The sequence below is a fragment of the Streptomyces sp. SID5643 genome (assembly GCF_009872555.1).
Classification (GTDB): Bacteria; Actinomycetota; Actinomycetes; order Streptomycetales; family Streptomycetaceae; genus Streptomyces; species Streptomyces iakyrus.
The window spans coordinates 1-23300 of sequence record NZ_WWIC01000252.1; the positions used below are offsets into that span (position 1 = coordinate 1).

18 protein-coding genes and 1 pseudogene are annotated in these 23300 nt (G+C 71.6%); 6 read left to right on the forward strand and 13 right to left on the reverse strand.

Features of this window, described 5'->3' with window-relative positions; all coding sequences use genetic code 11:
• Positions 1–625: 625 nt before the first annotated feature.
• The 4 genes from GTY56_RS28240 to GTY56_RS28255 all read right to left on the reverse strand — a co-directional run bounded on the left by GTY56_RS28240 (position 626) and on the right by GTY56_RS28255 (position 4996).
• Positions 626–1462 carry a lysophospholipid acyltransferase family protein gene (locus tag GTY56_RS28240; protein ID WP_161368145.1) on the reverse strand — a complete coding sequence of 279 codons (837 nt, stop codon included), beginning with the start codon at positions 1460–1462 and terminating at the stop codon, positions 626–628.
• Positions 1462–2229 (reverse strand): GNAT family N-acetyltransferase, encoded by a 768-nt coding sequence (locus GTY56_RS28245; RefSeq protein WP_161368146.1) that lies wholly within the window; start codon positions 2227–2229, stop codon positions 1462–1464. Before GTY56_RS28245 ends, GTY56_RS28240 begins: the two co-directional genes overlap by 1 nt.
• A gap of 335 nt (positions 2230–2564) precedes the next feature.
• Complete coding sequence (locus GTY56_RS28250) at positions 2565–3248, reverse strand: haloacid dehalogenase type II (RefSeq protein WP_161368147.1); 684 nt, start codon at positions 3246–3248, stop codon at positions 2565–2567.
• A gap of 530 nt (positions 3249–3778) precedes the next feature.
• The gene (locus GTY56_RS28255; protein ID WP_161368148.1) at positions 3779–4996 is read right to left on the reverse strand and encodes a PucR family transcriptional regulator; all 1218 of its coding nucleotides are present in this window, start codon (positions 4994–4996) and stop codon (positions 3779–3781) included.
• 586 nt (positions 4997–5582) lie between these two features.
• Between GTY56_RS28255 and GTY56_RS28260 the strand changes: the two genes are divergently transcribed.
• From GTY56_RS28260 to GTY56_RS28270, 3 genes are all read left to right on the forward strand, one after another.
• The gene (locus GTY56_RS28260) at positions 5583–8609 is read left to right on the forward strand and encodes an aminotransferase class III-fold pyridoxal phosphate-dependent enzyme (RefSeq protein ID WP_161368149.1); all 3027 of its coding nucleotides are present in this window, start codon (positions 5583–5585) and stop codon (positions 8607–8609) included.
• 145 nt (positions 8610–8754) lie between these two features.
• A complete protein-coding gene (locus tag GTY56_RS28265) occupies positions 8755–9450 on the forward strand; it encodes a response regulator (RefSeq protein WP_161368150.1) in 696 nt (231 codons plus the stop codon).
• A complete protein-coding gene (locus tag GTY56_RS28270; protein ID WP_161368151.1) occupies positions 9447–10565 on the forward strand; it encodes a sensor histidine kinase in 1119 nt (372 codons plus the stop codon). Before GTY56_RS28265 ends, GTY56_RS28270 begins: the two co-directional genes overlap by 4 nt.
• Here the strand turns inward: GTY56_RS28270 and GTY56_RS28275 are convergent.
• Positions 10552–10812: pseudogene (locus GTY56_RS28275) on the reverse strand (hypothetical protein); the annotation flags it as partial. The gene GTY56_RS28270 and the pseudogene GTY56_RS28275 overlap by 14 nt on opposite strands.
• A 369-nt stretch (positions 10813–11181) precedes the next feature.
• On the opposite strand from GTY56_RS28275, the gene GTY56_RS28280 reads away from it, so the two are divergent.
• Positions 11182–12450, forward strand: a complete 1269-nt coding sequence (locus GTY56_RS28280) for a DUF418 domain-containing protein (RefSeq protein ID WP_202510847.1) — start codon at positions 11182–11184, stop codon at positions 12448–12450.
• A gap of 257 nt (positions 12451–12707) precedes the next feature.
• Here the strand turns inward: GTY56_RS28280 and GTY56_RS28285 are convergent, their stop codons facing one another.
• Genes GTY56_RS28285 through GTY56_RS28295 form a run of 3 tightly spaced genes read right to left on the reverse strand, consistent with a single transcriptional unit; the run spans position 12708 to position 16110 of the window.
• Positions 12708–13454 (reverse strand): succinate dehydrogenase/fumarate reductase iron-sulfur subunit, encoded by a 747-nt coding sequence (locus tag GTY56_RS28285; protein ID WP_161368153.1) that lies wholly within the window; start codon positions 13452–13454, stop codon positions 12708–12710.
• Complete coding sequence (locus GTY56_RS28290) at positions 13451–15400, reverse strand: fumarate reductase/succinate dehydrogenase flavoprotein subunit (RefSeq protein WP_161368154.1); 1950 nt, start codon at positions 15398–15400, stop codon at positions 13451–13453. Before GTY56_RS28290 ends, GTY56_RS28285 begins: the two co-directional genes overlap by 4 nt.
• A 2-nt stretch (positions 15401–15402) precedes the next feature.
• Entirely contained in the window at positions 15403–16110 is a 708-nt protein-coding gene (locus GTY56_RS28295; protein WP_161368155.1) for a succinate dehydrogenase, read from the reverse strand.
• Positions 16111–16192: 82 nt separating this feature from the next.
• Between GTY56_RS28295 and GTY56_RS28300 the strand changes: the two genes are divergently transcribed.
• The gene (locus GTY56_RS28300; protein ID WP_161368156.1) at positions 16193–17077 is read left to right on the forward strand and encodes a LysR family transcriptional regulator; all 885 of its coding nucleotides are present in this window, start codon (positions 16193–16195) and stop codon (positions 17075–17077) included.
• A gap of 85 nt (positions 17078–17162) precedes the next feature.
• Here GTY56_RS28300 and GTY56_RS28305 read toward each other — a convergent pair whose 3' ends face one another.
• On the reverse strand, positions 17163–17765 hold the full coding sequence (locus GTY56_RS28305) for a peroxiredoxin-like family protein (protein ID WP_237525079.1): 603 nt from the start codon (positions 17763–17765) through the stop codon (positions 17163–17165).
• Between the two features lie 97 nt (positions 17766–17862).
• Between GTY56_RS28305 and GTY56_RS28310 the strand changes: the two genes are divergently transcribed.
• Entirely contained in the window at positions 17863–18477 is a 615-nt protein-coding gene (locus tag GTY56_RS28310; RefSeq protein ID WP_161368157.1) for a TetR/AcrR family transcriptional regulator, read from the forward strand.
• Positions 18478–18504: 27 nt separating this feature from the next.
• Here the strand turns inward: GTY56_RS28310 and GTY56_RS28315 are convergent, their stop codons facing one another.
• From GTY56_RS28315 to GTY56_RS28330, 4 genes are all read right to left on the reverse strand, one after another.
• Positions 18505–20649 carry an EAL domain-containing protein gene (locus tag GTY56_RS28315; protein ID WP_161368158.1) on the reverse strand — a complete coding sequence of 715 codons (2145 nt, stop codon included), beginning with the start codon at positions 20647–20649 and terminating at the stop codon, positions 18505–18507.
• On the reverse strand, positions 20646–21458 hold the full coding sequence (locus GTY56_RS28320) for an SAM-dependent methyltransferase (protein ID WP_161368159.1): 813 nt from the start codon (positions 21456–21458) through the stop codon (positions 20646–20648). Before GTY56_RS28320 ends, GTY56_RS28315 begins: the two co-directional genes overlap by 4 nt.
• A 333-nt stretch (positions 21459–21791) precedes the next feature.
• Entirely contained in the window at positions 21792–22778 is a 987-nt protein-coding gene (locus GTY56_RS28325) for an SCO0930 family lipoprotein (protein ID WP_161368160.1), read from the reverse strand.
• A gap of 292 nt (positions 22779–23070) precedes the next feature.
• On the reverse strand, positions 23071–23300 hold a 230-nt coding region (locus GTY56_RS28330), incomplete at its 5' end, for a hypothetical protein (RefSeq protein WP_202510848.1).

The window sequence follows — 23300 nt, forward strand, 5'->3', positions numbered from 1 at the left end:
GTGGACAGCGCGCCGACGCGCGCACGCGGCCGCCGCTGCGGGCGTCCGGCCTCGGCGGCCGCAGCGGGCCGGGCCGCATCCCGGGTCCGGTGGCTCCCGTCGTGCGGGACGCGCCCCAGCCACCAGCACCCTGTGCGTCGGTACGCAGCACGCCCGGCCCATCCACACGGGCCGCCGCTGCCGACACCCTCCGCGACCGATGGCCACTGGCCGCGCGAACCGCCACCCGGCTGGAGCGGGCCGGAGCCATCAGCACCGTGTGCGCCGGTACGCGGAGCGTCCATACGCGGAGCGTCCGTACGCGGAGCGTCCGTACGCGCCCGCGGTCGGCGCCCCGTTCGGCGGCCGGGCCGCGTCCTGGGTCCCGCGGCCCGCGTCGTCCGCCACGCCGCATTCGATACCGGGCCGCCCGCCGGGCTGGGACGGGCCACTTGCGCCACCGGCACCGTGCTCGCCGGTACACGGCGCGCCGGTACGCGCCCGCAGTCGCCGCTGCCGGCGTCCCTCCCGGCAGCCGAGCCACCGGCACGCACCTCGTCCCCGGGGCGCCACGCAGCCGGACCGAGCGCACCGGCGGGGCGGGACGCGCCGCGTCGGATGCCGGGTCGGCGCCCGGCCGGGGTGCCTACGCCACCAGGACCGTGTGCGTCCAGGTCGGCGCCGTCGTGTCCGGCGACTGGGCCGCGCGGGCGAGGGCGCGGCGGTCGGAGCCGGCGTCCGGCGGGAGGGGGTCGCGGACCTCGACCTCCGCGATCAGGCCGTGGGCCGTCGCCACTCGCCACAGGGAGGCGAGCAGCGTGTCGTCGCCGACGTACGCGGGGGCCGTGGTGGCCCTGCCGCCGCTGAGCCGGTAGCCGATGCGTACCGGCTGGACGGGCACCCCGGCGTCCAGGGCCGCCTGGAAGACGGCCCGCCGGAAGGTGCCCTGGGCCCGGCCGCACCAGGTACTGCCCTCGGGGAAGGCCGCGACCGCGGCGCCCTCGCGCAGGGCGCCGGAGATCCGGGCGACCGTGTCGGGCAGGGCCCGCAGGCGGTCCCGGTCGATGAACAGGGTTCCGCCGCGGGCGGCCAGCGCACCGGCGACGGGCCAGTGCCGTACCTCGGTCTTGGCCAGCATCCGCGCGGGGCGGACGGCGGCGAGCAGCGGGATGTCCAGCCAGGAGATGTGGTTGGCGACCAGCAGCAGTCCGCCGGTGGGGGCGGCGGCGCCGGTGATGCGGACCCGGACGCCGGCGGCCCGCACGATCCACCGGCACCACCGCCGGACCAGTGACGCCGGTATCCTCCCCCGCAAGCGGGGGGACCCCCAGCCGAAGGGGGTCAGCCCGATCCCCGCGACCAGCAGCAGGAGGACCGCGGTGAGCCGCAGCACGGCCCGCGCCGTGGTCCGTGCCCGCACGGCCGCCGGCGTCTCGACGCAGCTCTGCGGGGTGCAGGGTGCGGTGGGCAGCCAGGCGCTCATCAGGCCGGTACGAGGGAGAGGAAGTGGCGCAGGTACCGGGCGTTGACGCGGCTCATCGGCAGCAGCACGTACAGGTCGGCCACGCCGAAGTCCGGGTCGTGGGCCGGTTCGCCGCACACCCACGCACCCAGCCGGAGGTAGCCCCGCAGCAGGGCGGGCAGTTCCACGCGGTCGGCGGGCGCGGGACCCGGCGTCCACGGCAGCAGCGGCCGCACCCGGAACTCCGCCGGGGAGAGGTGCTTGTCGCGCACCCGGTCCCAGGTGCCGGACGCGAGGGTGCCGCCGTCGGCGAGCGGGACGGAGCAGCAGCCGGCGAGCCACTCGTGGCCGTGGTCGACCATGTAGCGGGCGATGCCGGCCCAGATGAGGCCGATGACGGCCCCGTCCCGGTGGTCGGGATGCACACAGGAGCGGCCGACCTCGACGAGCTGCGGCCGGATCCCGTGGAGCGCGGACAGGTCGAACTCGCCCTCGGAGTACAGCCGCCCCGCTACCGCGGCGCGCTCGGGCGGCAGCAGCCGGTAGGTGCCGACGACCTGGCCGGTCGTCTCCTCCCGGACGAGCAGGTGGTCGCAGTACGCGTCGAACGCGTCGGCGTCGAGGCCCGGCTGCGGGCCGGCCAGCAGGGCGCCCATCTCCCCGGCGAAGACGTCGTGCCGCAGCCGCTGGGCGGCACGCACGTCCTCTTCGTTCCGGGCGAGGGCCACGGTGTAGCGGGTGGGGGCCGTGGGCTGTGCGGGGCGGTCGACGGTCAGTACGCCGGTCATGGCTCTCTCCTGGTCACGGGCCGGTTCGGCGAGGCGGGGGCGGGGCGCTGAGCGGTGTCGTACGGGTCCTGCGCCTCTGTTCTTCCGATGCCGACTGACGTGCGCGTGTCATGTGCAGAGAGAACGGGTGTGGGGTTGCTGAACGGCTCGCGCCCACGGACGCGGCCAGGAACGACGTGCTGAGCACCTGCTCGTCGTCGGCCGGCCCGACGCCCTCCGCGCGGCGGGCGGGCCGCGGCCCGCCCGCCCAGCACCGGCTGATGGACGCGCTCGCCGTGCTCCTGGGGCGGGCCCGTCCGGCGGCGGGCGGTCGTGGCGCTGTCCGGGTCCCGGCTTCAGCAGCCGAGCAGGGCCGGCAGGCCGGACAGGTCGGGCAGCTCGTCGAAGGGCTGGTAGTCGGCGCTGCCGCGGGCGCCCACGGTGCCGTTGTGGCCGTAGCGGTTGATCCACACGCGGCGAGCGAGGCCGAGGCCGCGGGTGGGGATGAGGTCGTACTCCCAGCCCTGGGCGACGTGGATGACCTGGGCGGGGTCGATGTCCATGGCCTGGAAGGCGTACTCGAAGGCCTGCCGGGACGGCTTGTACGCCTTGGCCTGCTGGGCGGTGATGACATGGTCGAACTCGACGCCCATGGTGGCCAGGTTCTGGGCGATGAGGTCGTCGTCCGTGTTGGAGATGATGGCGATCTCGTACCGCGACTTCAGCGCCCGCAGGGCGGCCGGGACCTCGGGGTGGGGGCCGAAGGCGGGCACGGCCGCGACCAGGGCCTCGCCGTCGGACTGCCGGTATTCCAGGCCGTGCAGCCGCATCGCCGTCTCCAGGCTGACGGGCAGCAGCTCGCGGAAGGGGCGATACGCCTCCAGGACGGCATGGAACCGCATGATGCGGAAGTCGTCGAGGAACTCGTCGACGTTCAGACGGTCCAGGTCCAGCCGGTCGGCCAGGACCTTCAGGGTGGTGGGGCCGAGCTGGAAGTCGACCAGGGTGCCGTAGGCGTCGAAGGTGACGATCTGGCGCATGTATTCAACCTCTTTCCGGGCATGTGGGACACCCCGTTGACCGGGAGTCACGATCTCGTCGAGTGCGGCCAGGTCGGCCGCCTCGGAAGTTCAGCAGGCTGCCGGGGCGTTGGGCGGCGACCCGTTGAGGGGGCATGAGGGCTGAGGAGGTGCCCGAGGGGCCGCCGCTGGAGGACGAGCCCCGGACAGCCGGGGACTGCGCATGCTGATCAGGTGATCGGCGGCAGCATCCTTGCTGCTCCGATGCGATGAGCGAACCTCTTCGGCTCGTCGAGGTGTTGCGTCAGTGAAGCACCGTGGCGAGTCCGGCAACAAGGGACGCGAGGCCGCGAGATCGACCGCGTATTTTGTGCCTGTGCACAATTTCCTGGCAGGGATCCGATGCAGTTCCGCTCGGACGATGGCTCTCTGCGAGGCACCGCGAGCGGCTCCGGACGCCGCCGGGCAGCAGCGCCGAGCGGCCGACACGCTTCGGCTCGAGCATGTCGACGGCTGCCCCGGCCGGCTGCCTCGACCCGGTGATCAGTGGATCAGGACATCGTCGCCCTGAAGCGGGCGCCGGCGTCCGTCTCCAGCCAAGCCAGGGCGAGGACCAGCCGGGCGGCGTCGTTCGGTCGGGACAGCTTCAGCCCGGTCGCCTCTTCCGCGGCCTGAAGGCGATTGCCCACCGTGTTCCGGTGACGGTAGGTGCGTGCGGCCACCTCAGCGACGGAGCCCAGGTCGAGGTACCAGCGCAGGGTCTCGACGATGCTGTCGCTGTCGCGCAGCTCCAGCAGTGGGCGCAGCACGCCGGTGGCCATCGCACCGGTGAGCTCCTCCTGCGCCGACATGATCGCCCCGATCCAGTGGCCCTCCACATGCCGCACTCCGGGCTGCGCGGAGCTGCGGATCGCTGCACGTGCGAACCGGATGCCCCGCGCCGTCAGCGCCAGCCCGGGGACTTCCGCGACGCCGCAACGCCACGGGGCGAACGGCCGGAGCATGGCGAGCACGGCCTCTTCATCGCGCCGTCCGTGACCGATGATGCCGAGGAGCTCGTCGCCCATCCAGCCGAAGTGACGTACCAGGCCGCCCCGACGCAGCGCAGCGTCGACCTGGGACACAGCCGGGTCCCCGGTAGGGACGGATTCGACCACGACCACGGTCAGGGCGACGTTCTCGGAGAAGCCCAGCAACGTGGAGGCCTCGGCGACGGTGGAGGGGTCCTGCTCCCCTTCCAGGACAAGGCGGCTGAAGGCGCGGTTGCGTACCTCCGTACGACGGCTCGCCAGGTCACGCTCGGTGCGGCGGTAGGCGTCGACGACCTCGACGCTGTTGGCGTCCGTCGCCTCCCAGACGCGGATCAGACCGTCGAGGAAGTCGGGATCGGCGCTGATGCCACGTGCTCGCCCCTCTGCCAGCACGGCCTCCCACAGCGTCCTGAGGTCCAGCTGGAAGGAGTGCATCAGAGCGGTCAGGGGGAAGGCCTGCTCCGCTCGCTCACGTCCCACGTCCTCGGTGGCGCGCGAGACCGCCTCGGACACGGGACCGCCGGCCAGCCGGGTCAGGGCGAGTTCGAGGGTTCGTCGCATCCCCTCCCGTTTCTGGACCGGGTCCCAGTCCGCCGACGCGTAGGCGGGCTCCTCGGCTTCCAGTTGTTCCAGAGCACGAGTGGTCAGTTCGTCGAGCCGTTCATCGAGGAGCCGGCGCGCGATCGCCTGCACGGCGTCGTGGCGGGCCTCGCCCCGACGGCGTCCCGGGCCGCTCATGAGGACCGCCTCTCCCGACGGTGGCCGTCACCGGACGGGTCCGGGCCCGTCTCCGGGCGGTGCCGATGACATGCCGCTGGGCCTCCCTGACAGAAATTGTGCACAGGCACAAAATACGGGGTCGATGTCGCGGCGTCGCGTCCGTTGTTGCCGGATTCTCCGCGGTGTTTCATCTGAGGCATCACCTCGGGCCCCGTCAGGGCTCGTGACATGGCCACGCATCTGGAGCAGTTATGGCATTCCGTTAGGCACCTGATCCCCAGTCCGTCCCCTTGGACAGGCGCTGCCGAGGGCGCCGCGTTCCTCGGGTCGGTGTCAGCGGTTCGCCAGGCAGAGCGGGATCGAGATCACCCAGGACTCCACCAGGGACCACGCCGAGCTCAAGGCGAGGGTGGAGGTCTCTCCGGCCGTGGGAGCGGGGCGTCGAGAGAAGTGCCGAACGGGGGTTCCTCCTGGACCTGTCGCTCGTCGACTCGGTCGAGGTCCGCGCAGCCCGTGAAGCGACCGAGACACAGCCGTGGCAGCCCGCCCGCCGCCCCCGGGACCGCAATGTGAGCGGCCTGACGACGAGAGAGAGAACGCACCGATGACCTCAGCGACCACCACCGGCCGGGACGGAACGACCATCCCCGGTCACACCGGCCGGCTGCCGGGCCCGCTCCTCGATCGCGTGCTGCGGCAGTCCTTCGGACTCAAGGGGCATGTCCAGCAACCCCTGGGAGGGGAGATCGACCAGAACGTCCGGATCACCGGCGACGACGGCATGCGCTACTTCGTACGGGTCACCCGCGCGGAGCCGGACTCGGCCGACGTCCTCTGGCAGAACTCGCTCTTCCAGCATCTGGCCGCCACCGTTCCCGATCTTCCGGTGCCACGGCTGGTCCCGACACGCGAGGGGAAGTTCCTTGCCGCCGTCGTCCACGAGGGCCGAACGCACGTGGTCCGCGTGATGAGCTGGCTCGAGGGCCGGGTCCTGGCGGAACTCGACCACCACCCCGCGGCGCTTCTGCGTCACCTGGGAGAAGCCGCCGGGCGGCTGAGCCTCGGACTCTCCGGCATGGAGCCACCGGTGGGCCTGGAACCGCACGACTGGGACATGCGCCGGGCCGCCGAGATCGTCGAGGCGTCGCTGCACGCCGTACAGGCCGCGGACCGGCGGGAGTCGGTGCGCACGATCATGGGCTGGTACGACGAGCTCCTGTCGGCCTGGGACCGACTGCCGCGGAGCGTCGTGCACCAGGATCTCAATGACGCCAACGTCCTGGCCGACACCGACGCCGACGGGGTGCTGCGGATCTCGGGGATCGTCGACCTGGGCGACTCGCTCCACGGCGTGCGCGCGGCGGAGGTGGCGATCGCGGCGGGCTACGCCATGGTGCGCAAGGCCGACCCGCTCGCCGCTGCGGCCGAAGTCGTGGCCGGCTTCCACTCGGTGCTCCCCCTGACGGCTGAGGAACTGGCGGCAGTCCATCCGTTGGCGGCCGCCCGGCTGTGCATGAACGCCGTGACGTGGACGCGCCGGGTCGCCGAGAGCGACACGCCCTACGGTCGGGCCCGTATGCAACACACCTGGCCGGCGATCGCGCAGGTGGCCGAGATCTGCCCCGACGTTGCAGAGGCGACGTTCCGGGTCGCGTGCGGGCTGCCCCCGACGCGGGAGCAGCGGGCTGTGGAAGAGGTCGTGGCAGCGGCGGCCCGAGAAGGCTCCCCGCACACGCCGGCCCCGCAGCTGCTCGACCTGCGGCCCGCAAGTGATCTCTACGACGAAGTCGAGTGGCACGACGCGAGGGCGGTGCGCGCGCGCATCGACGACGTGCTCGACGGACGACGGCGACGGGGCTACGTGCCCCACCTCAGCGCATCGCTGCTCCAGGGGGGCCGGCGCCGCCCGGGAGCCGACGAGCCCGCGACGGTTCAGGTCGGCGGCTCGCTGATCGTGGCCGACGCCGAGGAGGTCGCCGGCCCGCTGTCCGGCGTCGTCGAAGCCCGCGGTGGCGCCGGGATGCCGTTGGTGCTGCGCCACGCGGTCGAGGGGCTGGAGTTCTGGACGTGCTGGTGGGGACTCGACGACACGCCGCCCCTCGGGGCGACGGTCCCGGCCGGGGCGCCGTTGGGACGCGCCGCCGCGAGCGAGGAGACGGACCCGCTCGGGTCCTGCGTCCAGGTACAGGTCCACCACACCGCGCGGCTGGCCACGTGGCCGCCGCCTCGTGTCGTGCCGCCTTCCGCACGGCAGGTGTGGAGCCACCTGTCACCCGACCCCGCCCGGCTCCTCGGGTTCACCGAAACCCCCACCGCCGTCCCCACCATCGACGACGTCGTCTCCGTGCGCCGTCGCCACATCGCTCGCTCCCAGCGCAACTACTACCGCACCCCGATGAACCTCGTGCGGGGGCGGGACGTGTGGTTCCACGACGAGGACGGCCTGGCCTATCTGGACTCGCTGAACAACGTCACCCACGTCGGCCATGCCGAGCCACGGGTGACGGCCGCCGCCACCCGGCAGCTGCGCAAGCTCAACACCAACAGCCGTTTCGTCTACCCGCAGATCGCCAGTTACGTGCAGAAACTGGTCGCCACGCTGCCCGACCCGCTCGAGGTCGTCTTCCTCGTGTGCAGCGGCAGCGAGGCGAACGACCTGGCGCTGCGGATCGCCCGCCAGGTGACAGGTCGCCGGCACATCGTCAACATCGACGGCGCGTACCACGGAAACACCGGTGTGGTGACCGGGATCAGCCCGAACCGCTACAAGGGCCCCGGCGGCGCCGGTGCGCCCGCGACCACGCACGAGGTCGTCATCCCGGACCGCTACCGAGGTACCTACGGGTATGACGACGCGGACGCCGGAGCCAAGTACGCGCGTGACGCCGCGGCCGTCATCGAGCGGATCACGGCCGACGGCCGGCCCCCGGCCGCCTTCATCGCCGAGTCCCTGATGGGGTCGGGTGGGAACATCGTGTTCCCCGACGGCTACCTCGACGGCGTGTTCACCGCTGCCCGGCGGGCGGGCGCCCTGTGCGTCTCCGACGAGGTCCAGGTCGGCGTCGGACGACTCGGGCCCTGGTGGGGGTTCGAGCTCCAGGGGGTGGTCCCGGACATCGTCACGATGGGCAAGCCGCTCGGGAACGGGCATCCCCTCGCGGCGGTGGTCACGACTCGGGAGATCGCCGACGCGTTCGACACGGGCATGAAGTACTTCAACACCTTCGGCGGCAACCCGGTCTCCTGCGCGATCGGCGAGGCCGTGCTCGACATCGTCGAGCAGGACGGGCTGAGGGAGAACGCCGTGAGCGTGGGCGGGTACTTCGCCCGGTCGCTGCGCGAGCTCCAGCAGCGCCAACCGCTCATCGGTGACGTACGGGCGGAAGGGCTCTACCTCGGCGTGGAACTGGTCCGCAACCCCACCACCAAGATGCCGGCCACCGAGCAGGCCTTCATGGTCACCGAACTCATGAAGGAGCGAGGTGTCGTCGTCTTCCCCAATGGCGTGCACGACAACGTACTGAAGATCAAACCGCCCATGACCTTCCGCCGCGAGCACGTGGATCTCTACGTCGACGCGCTGGACGAGGTCCTGTCCCTGCCCGAGCTGCGCTCGGCCGTTCAGTCCTGAGACGGGCAACCGCCTCCTGAGCCGGACGACCCGCGGGACCCTGCCGAGTGGTGGGTGCTGCCCCGCCATGTGGCTGGAGCTGCCGCTCGCCGGGCCGCAAGAGCTGCACGTGGCTTTAGGGTCGAGTCGGTATGGGCCGGGCGGCATGAACGAAGGTGAGGCGGAGCACGTGATCCGGGTAGTGGTGGTCGACGACGAGGCACTGGTCCGGTCGGGCTTCGAACTCATTCTGGGCGCGTCCGAGGACATCGAGGTCGTCGCGACCGCGAGCGGCGGCCAGGCGGTGGAGACCGTTCGGCGGGATCGGCCGGACGTGGTGTTGCTGGACATCCGGATGCCCGACGTCGACGGGCTCACCGTGCTGCGCGAGCTGCGCACGATGCCGGATCCGCCGGTGGTGGCAATGCTGACGACGTTCGACGCCGACGAGTACATCCTGACCGCGCTGCACTCCGGAGCGGCCGGGTTCCTGCTCAAGGACACCGAGCCGGACCAACTCGCCCACCTGGTACGCACCCTGGCAGCGGGCGGTGTGGTGCTCTCCCCCAAGGCGTCGCGGACCTTGCTGCACAGCCACCCCGGCACCCGGGCGGCCGTCGACGAGGAGGCGGCCCGGGTCCGGCTGCTGACCGCCCGTGAGCGGGACGTCCTCGTCCTGGTGGCGGAGGGGCTGTCGAACGGCGACATCGGGGCGCGCGTCCACCTGGGTGCCGGCACGGTGAAGGACCACGTCAGCGCGATCCTCACCAAGCTGCGGGTGACAAGCCGGGTGCAGGCCGCGCTGCTGGCGCAACGGGCCGGACTGCTCGACGCACGCCCGCGGTCCGAGGCCGAGCGATGAAGCGCGCCCGCGCGCTGTGGGGCCGGGTGCCCGCGCCGGTCGTCGACCTCGCCCTGGTGCTGGCGGCGGCCGTGGACGTGCGGCTGAACCTGTGGGACGACACGCGTCCCGGTATCGCGCTGGCCGCGCTCGGCTGCGCCGCGTTGGCCTTCCGGCGCCGGTTCCCGCTCTGTGTGTTCCTGCTCACCCTGCCCATCTCGCTGACACAGCCCGTCGCCGTCGCTCCGCTCGCGGCGCTGTTCACCCTGGCCGAGCGGTCCCGCAACCGCCCCCTCCTCGCGGCGTGTGTCGGCCTGACCGCGGTCGCGAACAGCATTCCGTGGCCCCTGGGCGGCCTCACGGAGGTTGGCCGGACCATGACGCTGCTCACCTTGGTCTACGGGCTGGCGACCGCAGCCGCACCGGTCCTCATCGCACACCTTCTCCAGGCACACGGGGACTTGGCGCGGCGGCTTGTCGAGGTCGAGGAGGTCAGGGAGCACGAGCGGGCCCTGCACGCCCAGGCCGTGCTCGCCCGTGAGCGCGCCCAGCTGGCCCGTGAGATGCACGACGTGGTTTCCCACCAGGTCGGTCTGATCGCCGTACGGGCCGGAACGTTGCAGGTCGCCACCAAGGACGCGGACGCCAAGGAGGCCGCCCGCACGATCCGTTCGCTGAGCGTCACCACACTCGACGAACTGCGCACCATGGTCACGCTGCTGCGCGCCTCCGGCGGCCACGCCACCGATCTCACCCCGCAGCCCACCCTGGCCGACCTGCGCAAACTGGTGGAATCAAGCGGCACTCACGCTGAGCTGACGGGTGAGCTGCCGCCCACCGTGGGCTCGCCCGAGCAAAGGGCCCTCTACCGGACGGTTCAGGAGGCGTTGACCAACGTCCGCAAGCACGCCCCCGGCGCCACCGCGTGCGTCGAGCTGTGGCAGGACGGCGAAGCCATCGGAGTGACCGTCACCAACACCCCGCCCACGCGTCCCTCCCTTTCCCTCCCGGGTTCTCAGCAGGGCCTGGTCGGTCTGCGGGAACGGGCCGAGATCCTGCACGGCACCCTCCAGGCCGGCCCGACCGCGGAGGGCGGCTACCGGGTGCGGCTGCGGATTCCCCTCAGCGCGGACTGACCGACCCCTCCTGCTGTTCCGCCGCCTTTCGCGCGGGGACCAGGAGCTGGGTGGCCTCCAGCCGCGCGTCCAGCCGGTCCTCGGCCACCAGTTCCTCATGGTTACCCACGGCCCGGACCCGTCCGGCGTCCATGACGACGATCCGGTCGGCGCGCGTCACCGTCGACAGGCGGTGGGCCACCACCAGCACGGTGGTCTCGCGGGCCACCTCCATGACGGCGTCCCGCAGCGCCGGCTCGTTGCCGGCACCAGCGACTCCGCCGTCCGCTCCAGCACTCCGGGGCGCACAGGAGGCCGAGAGACAACGGCCCACCGGTGCGGCCGGACATACGCCCACTCGTGCCTTGACCGTCTCCCGGGCGGACAGGGACGTCCCATCCGTCGGTGCCGACGGTGTGTCGTGCCTCCAGCCCGGAGGCCCGGCCGCCTCGCGCTCCGTCAACCGTCGGGTCCACTCCCGCCGGACGACTGGAAAAGACTGCCGTCCGGTCGCACCGGACCGGCCGGTCAGGAAGAGTCTCCTGCCGGTCGGCAGGGTGTTACCCGCCGACCGGCGGGGGAGTTACCGAAGCCTGCCGGATGGTCCGCCCCCTGGCGGCCACGCGAGGTTCTTCGTATGACACAGACACAGCCGCCGCAGGAGACGTCAGCTCTCCCGGAGAACTCGCCTCCGCCGACCCGAACCTCCCCCGAGTCCGCCGTGCAGGCCTCGTCCGGTCCCTCGATGGGGCGCCTCGTCGGGGTGGATCTGGCCCGCGCGCTGGCGGTGTTCGGCATGTACGTGGTGCACATCGGCCCCCCGCTGTCGGCCACGAGCGGCGTCGCCGGCTGGATCCGGTACATCTCGGACGGTCACTCGTCGGTCCTGTTCGCCACCCTCGCCGGGTTCTCACTGATGCTGCTCGCCGGCCGCCGCGAGCCCAGGACCGGCCTGGCCGGCCGGCAGGCCAAAGCCCGGATCGCGATCCGCGCCATCGTCCTGCTGGCGCTGGGCACCGCGATGGCGATGGAATACGGGGGAGTGATCATCCTCGGCTTCTACGGGGTCTACTTCCTCCTCGCCCTGCCCCTGGTCCGCCTGCGCGCCAGGACCCTCGCGATCACCGCGGCCGCGTTCGCCCTCGTCACGCCGCAACTGGCGTTCGCCCTGAACGCGCTGCTGACCCCGTCGGTCCAGCAGAGCATCAACGCCTACGACCCGCTCCGCCGCCTCAGCGAGGTGGGAGTGCTCGATCTGCTGCTCACCGGCTTCTACCCGGCGCTCACGTGGATGTCGTTCGTGATCGCGGGCATGGCGCTGGGCCGTCTCGACCTGTCCTCCGGCACCGTCCAGAAGCGCCTGGCCGCGCTCGGTGCCGCCCTCACGGCAGCCGCGTACGGCATGTCCTTGCTGCTCGCCGGCAAGGGCGCGTTGCGGAGCATGGCGGAAGGCGGGTCGTCGTCCGGCGGCTCCGGTTCGATGCCCCCCGGCAGCGGGTCGGCACCCCTCGACGGCGGGTCGTTCCCCGAGTTGCCGGCGTCGTCGCTCCTGACGGCCGGGCCGCACAGCGGCACCACGTTCGACATCGTCGGCAGCGTCGGAGTCGCGATCCTCGTGATCGTGGGCGCGACGGTGCTGATGGACCGCCTGCCGCGACTGCGCCGCCTGTCGAAACCGGTCATCGCCGTGGGCACCATGTCCCTGACCGCCTACGTCGGGCACTTCCTCGCCCAGTCCGCGCTGTCCGTGTCCGCCGGGACCAGCACCCAGCGGTCCTGGGTGCCGCTGCTCATGTTCGTCCTCGGGGCGATCGTGTTCGCCGCGATCTGGTCCCGCTTCTTCCGGCGCGGCCCTCTGGAGTACCTGCTCAGCGCCGCCACCAAGCCGGCGAAGTACATCCGATGACACCGCGGCCGGGCCGGGACGCCTCCACGCCCCCGGCCTGGGCCGCCCATGGATCCAGGACAGGACTCGCCGGGGCCACCCGTCGGTCCTCGGTCAGGGAAGCACATCGCGAGACGGGGCCGGGGATGAGCACCACTCCCGGCCCCGCCCGTCCGCACCTACCGGCGAACGTTCACTGCGCCCCCTGGGGGCGCGGGCAACTGCGCGGTCAGCCACGACGCCCCCGCGGCCGCCGAAGCACCGGAGCCCCTGCGGCGCTACCGCTTGGCCTTCCGCGCCGCCCGCAGCCACTCCTTGTTCATGCTCGTGATGGACATCAGCGGGATGCCCTTCGGGCAGGCGGTGGCGCACTCCCCGGCGAGCGTGCACCCGCCGAACCCCTCCTCGTCCATCTGCTCCACCATGTCCAGCACCCGTGTCTCCCGCTCGGGCGCCCCCTGTGGCAGCACGTTGAGGTGGTTGATCTTCGCCGAGGTGAACAGCATCGCCGCTCCATTCGGGCAGGCCGCCACGCACGCCCCGCACCCGATGCACTCGGCGTGCTCGAAGGCGAAGTCGGCGTCCGGCTTCGGCACCGGCGTGGCGTGCGCCTCGGGAGCCGCCCCGGTCGGCGCGGTGATGTACCCGCCGGCCTGGATGATCCGGTCGAAGGCCGACCGGTCCACGACGAGATCCTTGATCACCGGGAACGCCGACGCCCGCCACGGCTCGACGTCGATCGTGTCGCCGTCCTGGAACGACCGCATGTGCAGCTGGCAGGTCGTCGTGCGCTCGGGACCGTGCGCGTCGCCGTTGATGACCAGCGAGCACGCGCCGCAGATGCCCTCGCGGCAGTCGTGGTCGAAGGCGACCGGGTCCTCGCCCTTGACGATGAGTTCCTCGTTGAGCGTGTCGAGCATCTCCAGGAACGACATGTCGGGTGAGATGCCGTCCACCTCGTACGTGGACATCGTGCCGTCGGCGTCGGCGTTGCGCTGCCGCCAGACGCGCAGGGTGAGCTTCATGCGTAGCTCCGCTGGGTGGGGTGGACGTACTCGAAGACCAGGTCTTCCTTGTGCAGCACCGGAGCCTCGCCCGTGCCGGTGAACTCCCAGGCGGCGGCGTAGGCGAACCGCTCGTCGTCGCGGGCGGCCTCGCCGTCGGGCGTCTGGGACTCCTCGCGGAAGTGACCGCCGCAGGACTCCTCGCGGTGCAGCGCGTCGAGGCACATCAGCTCGGCGAGCTCCAGGTAGTCGACGATGCGGTTGGCCTTCTCCAGCGACTGGTTGAACTCCTCGCCGGTGCCGGGCACCTTGATGCGCCGCCAGAACTCCTCGCGGATCTGCGGGATGCGCTCCAGCGCCTTGCGCAGTCCCGCGTCGGTGCGGGCCATGCCGCAGAACTCCCACATGAGTTCGCCGAGCTCGCGGTGGAAGGAGTCGGGGGTGCGGTCGCCGTCGACGGACAGCAGCAGGTTGAGGCGGTCCTGGGTGCCGGCCAGCACCTCCTGGACGTCGGGGTGTTCGTCGGTCACCGTGCCGTGGTGCGGGTTGCGGGCCAGGTAGTCGTTGATGGTCGAGGGGAGGACGAAGTAGCCGTCCGCGAGTCCCTGCATCAGCGCGGAGGCGCCGAGGCGGTTGGCGCCGTGGTCGGAGAAGTTGGCCTCGCCGACCGCGAACAGGCCGGGGACGGTGGTCTGGAGGTCGTAGTCGACCCACAGGCCGCCCATCGTGTAGTGCACGGCCGGGTAGATCCGCATCGGCACCCGGTACGGATCCTCGTCGGTGATCCGCTGGTACATGTCGAAGAGGTTGCCGTACTTGGCCTCGACGGCTCCCCGGCCCATGCGCGCGATGGCGTCGGCGAAGTCGAGGTAGACGCCCTGGCCGCCGGGACCCACTCCCCTGCCCTCGTCGCACACGTTCTTCGCGGCGCGCGAGGCGATGTCCCGCGGGACGAGGTTGCCGAAGGAGGGGTAGATGCGCTCCAGGTAGTAGTCGCGCTCGTCCTCGGGGATGTCGTTCGGGGGCCGTTGGTCGCCCTTGGCCTTCGGGACCCAGATGCGGCCGTCGTTGCGCAGCGACTCGCTCATCAGCGTCAGCTTGGACTGGTGGTCGCCGGTGCGCGGGATGCAGGTGGGGTGGATCTGGGTGAAGCAGGGGTTGGCGAAGAGGGCGCCGCGCCGGTGGGCCCGCCAGATGGCGGTGGCGTTGGAGTTCATGGCGTTCGTCGACAGGTAGAAGACGTTGCCGTAGCCGCCGGAGGCGAGGACGACGGCGTCCGCGAAGTACGTGTCGATCTTGCCCGTGACGAGGTCCCGGGCGACGATGCCGCGCGCCCGCCCGTCGACGACGATCAGGTCGAGCATCTCGGTGCGCGGGTGCATCTCGACGTTCCGGGCCGCGATCTGCCGGCTGAGGGCCTGGTAGGCGCCGAGGAGGAGCTGCTGGCCCGTCTGGCCACGGGCATAGAACGTGCGCGACACCTGCACCCCGCCGAACGACCGGGTGTCGAGCAGGCCGCCGTACTCGCGGGCGAAGGGCACGCCCTGGGCCACGCACTGGTCGATGATCTCGACGGAGATCTGCGCGAGCCGGTGCACGTTGGACTCGCGGGCCCGGAAGTCGCCGCCCTTGACGGTGTCGTAGAACAGGCGGTGGACGGAGTCGCCGTCGTTGCGGTAGTTCTTCGCGGCGTTGATGCCGCCCTGCGCGGCGATGGAGTGGGCCCGGCGGGGCGAGTCCTGGTAGCAGAACTGCACGACGTGGTAGCCCTGTTCGGCGAGGGTGGCCCCGGCGGAGCCGCCGGCGAGGCCGGTGCCGACGACGATCACGGTGTGCTTGCGCCGGTTGGCGGGGTTGACCAGCTTGGCCTCGAAGCGGCGCTTGTCCCAGCGCTCGTTGATCGGCCCGGCGGGGGCCTTGGTGTCGGCGACCGGTTCCCCGGTCGTGTAGTCGGCGTAGGAAGTCATGTTCAGCTCACCACTTGGGTCATGACGCCCACGGGTACGGCGATGAAGCCGGCCGTGAGCAGCAGCGCGAGGACGTCGGCGACGGTCTTCAGGACGCGGTCGCGGGTGCGGCTGCCCACGCCGAGGGTCTGGGCCGCGCTCCAGAAGCCGTGCCGGACGTGCAGTCCGAGGGCGAGCATCGCGACGATGTAGACGACGTTGCCGTACCAGGTGGAGAAGGTGTCCACGACGTTCTGGTACGGGTGGCCCTCCTGGAAGCCGCCGGAGTGCACGGTGCCGGTCGTCAGATCGAGGATGTGCCAGACGATGAACAGGCCGAGGATGATGCCGCCCCACCGCATGGTGCGCGTGGCGTAGGAGGCCCGTGCCTTCTTGTGGACGTACTTGCTCGGCCGTGCCCTGATGTCGCGCCGGCTGAGCTGGTACGCCGAGGTGGCGTGCGCGACGACGGCGACGACCAGCACGATCCGGACGAGCCAGAGCGTCCACTCGTAGTGCATGAACGGCTCACCGACCGTGCGCAGCCAGTGCGCGTAGTGGTTGAACTCGCCCGCCCCGAAGAAGATCTTCAGGTTTCCGATCATGTGGACGACCAGGTACAGCAGCATGATCAGACCACTGACCGCCATCACGGTCTTCTTGCCGACGGTGGAGCCCCACACGGTGCGTGCGAGGGACGGCCGTCGGTCCGTCCGCGTTGCCAGAGCCATGCGCAGCACGCTACGGACGCTCGGCCGATCGGTCCAAGACATGGTCCGGCTTGAATCCATAGGCCAGGGCTATCGTAGGAGGATGCAGTTCCAGCAGCTCCAGTACTTCGTGGCCGTCGCCGAGACCCGGCACTTCACCCGGGCCGCCGACCTGGTCCATGTCGCGCAGCCGTCGCTGTCGCAGCAGATCAAGGCGCTGGAGCGGGAGTTGGGAGCGGACCTCTTCCTGCGTGCCCGCGGCAACATCACGCTCACGGACGCCGGGGAGGCGCTCCTCCCGCTGGCCCGGCGCATCCTGGCCGACGCGGACACGGCGCGGCACGAGGTGCAGGAACTGGTGCAGTTGCGCGGCGGCCGGGTGCGGCTGGGTGCGACGCCGAGTGTGTGCACCGGCCTGCTTCCGGATGTACTGCGGGCCTTTCACGACCGCTACCCGGGAATTCGCCTGCTGATCGAGGAGGGCGGCTCGCACGACCTGGTGCGGGAGCTGGCACGCGGCGCGCTGGATCTGGCCCTGGTCGTGCTGCCGCTGCCGACGCCGGCGCCGGCGCTGACCACGGTCGAGCTGCTGCGGGAGGATCTGGTCGTGGTCTCGTCCCCGGACGCCCCGAGGCCCGGCCATGGGCGGCGTACGGTGCGGATCTCCGACCTGGAGGGTGAGCGGCTGGTGATGTTCCGGCACGGGTACGACCTGCGGGAGCTGACCGTGGCCGCCTGCCGCGCCGAGGGGTTCGAGCCCGACTTCGCCGTGGAGGGCGGGGAGATGGACGCGGTCCTGGGTTTCGTGCGGGCCGGGCTGGGAGTGGCCGTGGTGCCGCGGATGGTGGCGGCGAGGTCCGGGCGCGGGCTGCGGGTCACTCCGCTGGCCCGGCCCGGACTGCATCGCGTGATCGCCCTGGCGCATCGCAGTGATGTGGCGCCGCCTCGGGCCGCCCGGGAGTTGCAGCGCATGCTGCTGGAACGGTGACGCGGCCCGTCCCTGCGGAGGATCAGGCACCCGCCGCCCCACCCCCGGGATTCCACTCCGCGGCGCCTCGCCCCAGGGACAGCGGCTACCCCGCCGGGAGATGGCCGGCAGGCCGGTGGGAGGACGCCAGACGCAGGAGTTCGTCGACGGGCCACTGGTCGGAGACGTGCTCACCGTACTTGGCCGCGAGGATCCGGCCGTCGGTGCCGATCAGGAAGTCGGCGGGCAGGCCGAGCCTGCCGCCGGGCTGACGGGTCGCGGGGAGCCGCTCGCGGCCGCGGAGGACCTCCCATACTCCGCGCAGCACCGCCCCGACGACCGGCCCCCACGCGCGCGGGCTGAGCAGCGCCCGGGGAGCCGACTCGACGCCGAACTCGGCGTACAGCCGCTTGCCGGGATCGGCGACGACCGCGAAGGGCAGGCCGGCGGTATGCCGGAGCAGTTCCTCGGCGGGCGAGTGGAAGACCACGACCTCACGGACCCCTGCGGCCTCGATCTCCGCGTGCCTGCGGACCACCGACCGCAGGTGCTGATGACACACGGGACACCCGGCGAACCGCCGGAACTGGAGGTGGACCAGGCGGTCGGGGTCGGGGACGCCGACCGGGCCGCCCGAGACGGTGTCGATCCGGCGGCCGGTGACAGTGGAGCCGGGCCGTAAGGGCCGGGCGGGCCTGCGCATCAGCATGCGTGCTCCTTCGTAGGTGTACGGCGTACTCCTACGAAGGGTAGGCGTACGACGTACACCTAACAAGGTAGGCGTATGGCGTACGCTCATGGGCGTCATGCCACGTCCCCGCTCACTCAGCCACGCCCGGCTGGCCTCGGCCGCCCTCGCCGTGATCGACCGCGACGGGCTCGCCGGGCTGTCCATGCGCTCGGTCGCCAAGGAGCTCGGCATGAGCACCATGGCGCTCTACCGGTACGTCGACGACCGCGAAGAGCTGGAAAGACTGGTCGTCGACCGCGTACTCGAGACCGTGGACACCGAAACGCCCGGCCCCGGAGGCCACTGGCACGAACGCATCGAGGTGCTGGTGCGGCGGCTGCGGGACGCCATGGCGGCCCATCCGGAGACCGTGCCCCTGACCGTCGCCCACCGGCACCGGTCGCTCGTCGGGCTGCGCTGGTCGGAGTCCGTGCTCGGCGTGCTCACGGAGGCCGGATTCGACGGCGCCCAGCGGGTGGTCGCGCTGCGGGGCCTGCTCGGCTACGTCATCGGCGCGATCCAGCTGGAGCACCTCGGGCCCCTGTCCGGCGAGGGCACGGTCGCCATCACCGAGCTGCCTCCCGACGCCTTCCCCTACATGTCCGAGACCGCCCGAGACGCCCGGAAGGTCAGTGCCGACCGGGAGTTTCTGGGCGGTCTCGCGCTGCTGCTGCGCGGGCTGGGCGCCTGACCCGGCCGCACACAGCGGCCAGGGGCGTCAGCCCGTCGCGTCCACCAAGGCCAGTTCGTGGAGCCTCTCCGGGGGGCCCGGGCGGGCGTAGTACCAGCCCTGGGCCGTGTCACAGCCGAGTATGCGCAGTTGTTCGGCCTGGGCGCCCGTCTCCACGCCCTCCACCGTCACCGCCAGGTCCAGGCTGTGGGCCAGGGAGACGATCCCCTCGACGATCTTGAGGTCGACGGGATCGGCCGGGAACTGCTGCATGCTCTGGGTGAAGGACCGGTCCAGCTTCAGGATGCTGACCGGCAGCCGGCGCAGGTTGGCGAGGTTGGAGTAACCCGTTCCGAAATCGTCCAGGGCGATGTCGACGCCCATCTCCGCCAGCCGCCGCAACGGTTTCAGCAGATCGTCGTCCGCGCCGATCAGCGCCGACTCCGTGACCTCCAGGCACAGCGCGTCGGGCTCGACGCCCGTGCGCTCCAGGATGTCGACCGTGTCCTGGACCAGGCCGGGATGCGTCAGCTGGCACGGCGACAGGTTGACGTTGATCCGCAGCGGCCCCAACGCCTCGGCGCCGCCGTGCAGTTCCCGCCACTCACGGGCCTGGCGCACCGACTGCTCCAGCACCCAGCGGCCCAGCGGCACGATCAGGCCCGTGTGCTCCGCGAGCGGGATGAAGCGGTCCGGCCCGAGCACGCCGTGCTGCGGATGCAGCCAGCGCACCAGGGCCTCGGCGCCCCGGACGCTGCCGTCGCCCAGGTGGACCAGCGGCTGGTACTCGATGAAGAACTCGCCGCGCTCCAGCGCCGTCGGCAGCGCCGTGGTCAGCCCGTGCCGGGTGATGGCCCGGGCGTCCGCCTCCGGGTCGGCGAGTTCGAAGCGGTTGCCGCCCGCCGACTTGGCCCGGTACATGGTGATGTCCGCACTGCGCAGCACCTCCGCCGGGCTGCGTTCCCCGGCCGGGCCCTCGACGATGCCGATGCTGCCGCGCACGGTCAGCTCCCGGCCGTCGACGCTGATCGGCGCGAGCAGGGCGTTCATGATGCGCCCGGCGAGCTCGTCGACGTCGCCCTGGGTGTCGGGCCCGGTGGTCAGCGCCACGAACTCGTCGCCGCCGAGCCGCGCGACCATCTCGCCGGGCGCCGTGGCGCAGGACTGCAACCGGTCGGCGACCTCCACCAGCAGCCGGTCGCCGGCGGCGTGGCCGAGGCTGTCGTTGATGGTCTTGAACCCGTCGAGGTCCAGGTAGCACAGCCCGAACCGCTGGCCTTCCCCGGCGCCCAGTGCCTTCTCCAGGCGCTCGAAGAAGAACGTGCGGTTGGGCAGTCCGGTCAGCGCGTCGTGCGTGGCCTCGTAGCGCAGCCGCAGGTTGAGCAGCCGCCGCTCGGTGGTGTCCTCCATGAGGGCGAGCTGGTACTGGGGTTCACCGTCGGCGTCGCGCAGCAGCGAGACCGTCAGATTGGTCCACAGGACGGTTCCGTCGGGGCGGTAGAACGCCTTCTCCAGGTGGTAGTGCTCCCGGTCGCCCCGTACGAGTTCGTCGTAGAGCCGCCAGGTCTGCGGAGCGTCGTCGGGGTGGGTCCACTCGCGGACGTTGCGGCTGCGCAGCGTCTGGTCGGAGACCCCGAACATGCGCAGCAGTGCCCCGTTGACCTGCAGTATGTTGCCGTCGAGGTCGGCCATGCCGATGCCTATGGCCGCGCCCTCGAAGACGGCGCGGAAGCGTGCCTCGCTGGCGTGCAGGGCCTGGGCCACCACGCCCTGGGCCTGGAGGGCGGCCTGTGCGATGGCCTCCTGCTCGGCCAGGGTCCGCTCGCGCAGCGCCCGGGCGAAGCCGGCGGCCATGGCGTGCTGGAGCCGCGCGGACCGGGCCCGCAGGTCTTCCTGGTCGCCGCCGTCGCCGCAGTACAGGACGAGGTAGGCGTCGACGCAGTCCAGGGTGCGGCTGAGCGCTTCCGGGTCGGTGCAGTGCGCGTCCACCAGGGCGGCGCCGACGGCCCTGCCCGCGTCGGAGTCGAAGGCCCGGGCCAGCAGTGCCTCGCTCAGCCGCCGGGCCAGGGGCAGCAGCTGCGCCTCGAACTCGGTGCGGGTCGACGACGTCGAGGTCACCGGGAAGACGGCCCGGCTCCAGATCGTCGCGAATCTGCGCAGTCTGTCCTCCGGCCCGTCCGGTTCCGCGATCACGCGGTACGCCCCACGCCCGCGAACCCGGAGAACGCGTACGGATCCTCGTCCTCCGGTGCGGTGTCGGGGCGCCAGCGCGGCATCGCCACCAGTCCGGGTTCCACCATGTCGTACCCCTCGAAGAACCGCGCGATCTCGTCGCGCGAACGCATGATCAGCGGGTTGCGGACGTCCTCATACACGTCCACCGCGCCCCCGGCCCGCTCCGGCGGCAGCGGGATCCCCTCGTAGGAGGCGTGCGTGAGCACGAGCAGGCTGCCGGGGGCGAGCGCCTCGCGCAGCTCCGCCACGGCCCCGTACGGGTCGTCCTCGTCTTCCACGAAGTGCAGTATGGCAACGAGGAGAAGCGCCACTGGCTGATTCAGGTCGATCAGCCGCTCCACCTCGGGACTGCGCAGGATCTCCTGCGGCTTGCGCAGGTCCGCGGCGACGACACCCGCGTCGTCGTTGCCCTCCAGGACCGCCTGACTGTGCGCCACGGCCACCGGGTCGTGGTCGACGTACACCACGCGCGCGCCGGGGCGGGCGGCCTGCGCCTCCTCGTGCACATTGCCGAAGGTGGGGATGCCGGAGCCGATGTCCAGGAACTGGGTGACGCCCTGGCCGGCCGCGTAGCGCACGGCGCGGCGCATGAACGCACGGTTCGCCTGCATGATCTTGGGGAGCCCCGGCATGAACTCCATGGCCCTGCGGGCCGCTTCGCGGTCGACCTCGAAGTTGTGCGATCCGCCCAGGTAGTAGTCGTACATCCGGGAGACGCTGGGCACCGATATGTCGATGCTCCGTGGGGCCCAGGCGGGACGCTCCATCTATCTCTCCAAGGCGTAGGCGATCCGGTGTTCGAGCAGAGGCTACTGATCGCCCGCCAATGGAGCGACCCGAAACGGAAATTGACCATCCGTTCCCGGTCACTGCCTGCGGCACGTGCCGCATTGATACCCCTCCGCATGCCCCTCGAACATATGACGAACGGTGTTCGAGGCATTCCGGAGAGTTCTACCCCGGAAGGGTAAAGGTGTCGTTGACTCGTTGAGTTCAGGTGAAGAACGGCAAAACGGTCCGCCCCTCCGTGGGTCACGGAGGGGCGGACCGGATCCGCGCTTCGGTTGGACGAGCTGATCAACCCTGGGGAGGTTTCTCCACTACTCCGACGCGCCGACCAGCTTTCCGTCGGGCCGGACGGCGAACCAGGTGCCGCCCACGCCCTGGCCGTTGGTCTCGCCCGGGGCCTTGTCGCCGGCGAAGGTGTAGATGGGCGAGCAGTTGATCGTCTGCTGCTTGCCCTTGCCGTCGGTCCGGTCGAAGATCATGTAGCCCTTCTTCTGGATGCCCTTGGTGTCGGCGAAGTCGACGGGCTCCACGAGCGGCCACTTCTCCAGGCACTCACCGGTGCAGTTGGAGACCGGCTTGGGCCAGGCCTCGTCCTTCTTGAACCGGTAGACGGTCATGCCGTTCTTGTCGACGACGATCTCGCCGAGCTTGGCGTCGTTGCGCGTGGACAGCCCGGCCTGGACCGCTTCGCCGCCGGCCTCGGCACCACCCTCGGCACCGCCCTGCGCCTTCTTGCCGTCGGGAGCGAGCGCGTACCACTTGCCGCCCACGCCCTGGCCCTTGACGTCACCGGCGTTGACGTCCTTGGCGTAGCGGTAGGCGGGCCAGCCGCCGACCGTGAGCTGCTTGGTGCCGTCGGCCCGGGTGACCGAGCCGAGCAGCGCCTTGTCGATGCCCTCGCCGGCCTCGGCGTCGTCCGCGGGCACCGGCGGCCAGGTCTTGGCGCAGTCGCCGTCGCAGTTCGACTTGGGCGGCTGCTCGGTGTCCTGGTCGAACCGGTACAGGGTGAGTCCGAGGCTGTCGGTGACCACCTTGCCGACCTTCTCGGCGGTGGAGACGGACAGCTTGCCGGCGGGGTTGGACGGGCTGGAGGCGCTGGGCGCGGCCGGCTGACCGGTCGCGGCGCCGCCCGCAGCGCCCGCGGTGCCCGAGCCGATGCTTCCGTAGTCCCCGGGCGCGGCCGTGGCGCCCACGTTCTGGCTGGCCGCCGGTGGGCTGTCCTGACCGCACGCCGTCGTCAGCGCCAGGACCGCCGCGGCGCTCGCCACGAGTGAGGCGCTCCGCCAGGAGGTCTTCATCGTCAACTCCCCATAATCGCAAGGGTGTTGCAGCGCCCTGCTGCGCCGCCGCACGGTCATGAGTACGCACGGGAGCAGCGCTTGTGTTCAACCGTCGGCCAAATTTCTTTCCGGAACCTCCGACGAGCCCCCGGCGAACTCGTACACCCGTACACGCCAAGCCCCCTGCGGGTGACCACTGATCAAACCGGCGACACCCGAAGATCCCCCTTTCGGGCCAATCCCCTTGCGCCCCGGCACGTCCTGGCGGCACAGGGCTCATGATCTTCGTCGTGCATGGACCCCTCACGACTCAACCCGCCCTTGCGGCACGGGCCTTGGCGGCGGCGGCGCTGACCTGGGCGCTCGTCGGCGCACCGGCCGGGGTCGCGGTGGCCGACGCGTGCGCGTACGCCTCGACGGGGCCGGACGGCACGGAGGCGGTGGCGTACGCCGGCAGCAAGAAGACCTGGCCGACCAAGCCGCCGTGCCCGGCACCCACGCCGAGCCCCTCCCCCACGCCGAGCCCGCCCCCGCCCCCGC